Source organism: Pseudogemmobacter faecipullorum (assembly GCF_020539525.1).
Taxonomy (GTDB): domain Bacteria; phylum Pseudomonadota; class Alphaproteobacteria; order Rhodobacterales; family Rhodobacteraceae; genus Pseudogemmobacter; species Pseudogemmobacter faecipullorum.
Window position 1 is genome coordinate 1 of sequence record NZ_JACDXX010000061.1, and the last position, 2,314, is coordinate 2,314.

3 protein-coding genes are annotated in these 2,314 nt (G+C 61.2%); 2 read left to right on the forward strand and 1 reads right to left on the reverse strand.

Going from position 1 to position 2,314, the window contains the following annotated elements; all coding sequences use genetic code 11:
* Positions 1-150: 150 nt before the first annotated feature.
* Positions 151-543, forward strand: coding sequence for a group III truncated hemoglobin (locus H0485_RS21055; protein ID WP_020952701.1), 393 nt, complete (start codon positions 151-153; stop codon positions 541-543).
* Positions 544-667: 124 nt separating this feature from the next.
* Here H0485_RS21055 and H0485_RS21060 read toward each other — a convergent pair whose 3' ends face one another.
* Positions 668-1,369 carry a VIT1/CCC1 transporter family protein gene (locus tag H0485_RS21060; protein WP_038068518.1) on the reverse strand — a complete coding sequence of 234 codons (702 nt, stop codon included), beginning with the start codon at positions 1,367-1,369 and terminating at the stop codon, positions 668-670.
* A 254-nt stretch (positions 1,370-1,623) separates the two neighbouring features.
* On the opposite strand from H0485_RS21060, the gene H0485_RS21065 reads away from it, so the two are divergent.
* A partial coding sequence (locus tag H0485_RS21065; protein WP_494338145.1) for a P-type ATPase actuator domain-containing protein occupies positions 1,624-2,314 on the forward strand: 691 nt, incomplete at its 3' end.

The following is a 2,314-nucleotide window of genomic DNA, read 5'->3' on the forward strand; positions in this document are numbered from 1 at the left end:
AATTCCGCTACACATCGGGCCGCCAAGATCCGATGAATGGATCTGGCACTCTCTGATGTGAGTTCATAATTCTTATGATGGCCGGGCCACGTTAGAAGCCATGCGCAGAGGAAACACTCGTAACACATAGGCCGGTGAAAGGGGGCAAGTATGAATGCGCGTAGGTTTGACATTACCGCCGAAGAAATCGGCGTGGTGGTCGCGCGCTTTTACGCAGACATTCGCCACCATCCAGTTCTTGGGCCAGTTTTTGCACGGCACGTCACGGACTGGTCAGAGCATGAAAGCAGGATCATGTCTTTCTGGCGTAACGCGATCCTGCGCGAACAGGGCTACGATGGAAACCCCATGTTCGTTCACAAAGAGGCAGGAGACATACGCGCTGAGATGTTTCCAATATGGCTGGACCTCTTTGATAAAGTGCTGGCTGCTAACCTCACAATAGATCAGGCCCGCAATTGGTCAGCCCTCGCGCACCGGATTGGCAAGGGCCTCAGCTATGGGCTTGCGCAGGCTGGCGATCCCCCAAACCTCCGCCGCTGATAGAGAGGCAGCAGTTTCATCAACCAAATCTTCGACAATGCCAGAGCCGTTAAACCGGGCCCTTTTGAACTCTAAAATACCTTTCCCCCGATCCCCAAGAAGGGGGGATAGCCCCCCTGCCTGCCTAAACCGCGACCCCAAATAGTTTTCCGATAGCGGCGGTCACTGCCATCGCGGCACCGCCCCAGAAGACCACACGCAGTGTTGGTCGCAACAACTTGGCTCCGCCGGCCCAAGCCCCGAGAGCCCCGAGAACAGCAAGCGCGAGCAGCGTTGTCACAGTAACCACGACGGCGACAGTTTCTGCGGGTGAGACGAGCGCAGCGACCATCGGCACAGCCCCGGCCAAAGTGAACGTGAGCCCAGAGGCAAAGGCAGCCTGTAAGGGATTGGCGCTATGCACCTCAGAAAGGCCGAGTTCATCGCGCACATGGGCCCCAAGCGCGTCAGCTTCGGTCAACTCGCGCGCGACAAGCGCTGCCGTCGCGGGCGAGAGGCCTCGGCTCTCCCAGATAGAAGCCAGTTCCGCCTCCTCCTCCGCGGGTGTCTCGCGCAGAGCCTGCGCCTCACGGGCGATGTCAGCACCTTCAATATCCGATTGTGAGCTGACCGAGACATATTCCCCCGCCGCCATCGACATCGCCCCGGCGGCCAATCCCGCGGCGCCTGCAATCAACACCGCCTCTGCGGAAGGATTGGCGACCGCCACGCCCACGATGAGCGCCGAGATCGAGACGATCCCATCGTTGGCGCCGAGCACCGCGGCCCGCAACCAACCGCTGCGGTTGACGAAATGCACTTCTTCATGGGCTGACTGATAGGTCATGGCCGTCCCGCTCCAATTTCATACTGTCGATCTGACCCTGTAGATTCCAGGCCGCGCCAAAGCTTCACCGCTCATCCGCGCTCGATGGATTGAAACGCTGACGAGGCAATCGACTTCCTTAAACTTCCGGTAACAATATAGGGTGAACCGGATCATTGCAATTGATCTGGGTCATAGCCGACGTTGGACGGAATGAATGATCGGCTCCTCATGCACCGAACCCGCCGCATGCGTGTCAACACAGGAAGCTTCCTATGCCCAGCACCGCCCCTGTAAGTCTTGAAGAACGCCTCATGCTTCCCCTCACGCTCGCGGCGAGTTTCGGCATGGCGGCCGCCTTCTTCGGCACCTTCGTGCTGCCGGGGATCTGGCTCACGGCAGGGCTTGCACTTGTCTATCTTGCGGCCGGGCTTCCGACGGGGCTGCGCGCGCTTGGTGCACTTTTCAAGGACCACGTGCTCGACATCGACCTGTTGATGATCATCGCGGCTTTGGCCGCGCTTGCGGTAGGCGCCCCACTGGAGGGGGCGGTTCTCCTCACGCTCTTCAGCATTTCGGGCACGCTGGAGCATCGCGCTATGGGCCGCGCCCGCCGCGCGATCGAGGCGCTGATGGCGCTGCGCCCCGAGACTGCGCTGCGGCTGAGCGCCACGGGCGCGACAGAGGAAATCCCCGTCGTGGCGCTTCGCGAGGGGGATTTGCTTGTCCTGCGTCCGGGCTCGCGCGTGCCCGTGGATGGCGTGCTTGTCACCGGCGAAGGCACGGTCGACGAGGCGACGATCACCGGAGAGTCGATGCCCGTCTCAAAGGTGCCCGGCGCGAAGCTTTTCGAGGCGACGGTCAACCTCAATTCCGTGCTGACCATGCGCGCAAGCGCCACCGTCGAAAGCAGCACCGTGGCGCGGATGATCGACATGGTGACCGAGGCCCAAGCCGCCCGCGCGC

What these genes read in the sequence shown, in the direction of transcription:
- H0485_RS21055 (WP_020952701.1), top strand. Translation starts at nt 151, where the DNA reads ATGAATGCGCGTAGGTTTGACATTACCGCCGAAGAAATCGGCGTGGTG.
- H0485_RS21060 (WP_038068518.1), bottom strand. Translation starts at nt 1,369, where the DNA reads ATGACCTATCAGTCAGCCCATGAAGAAGTGCATTTCGTCAACCGCAGC.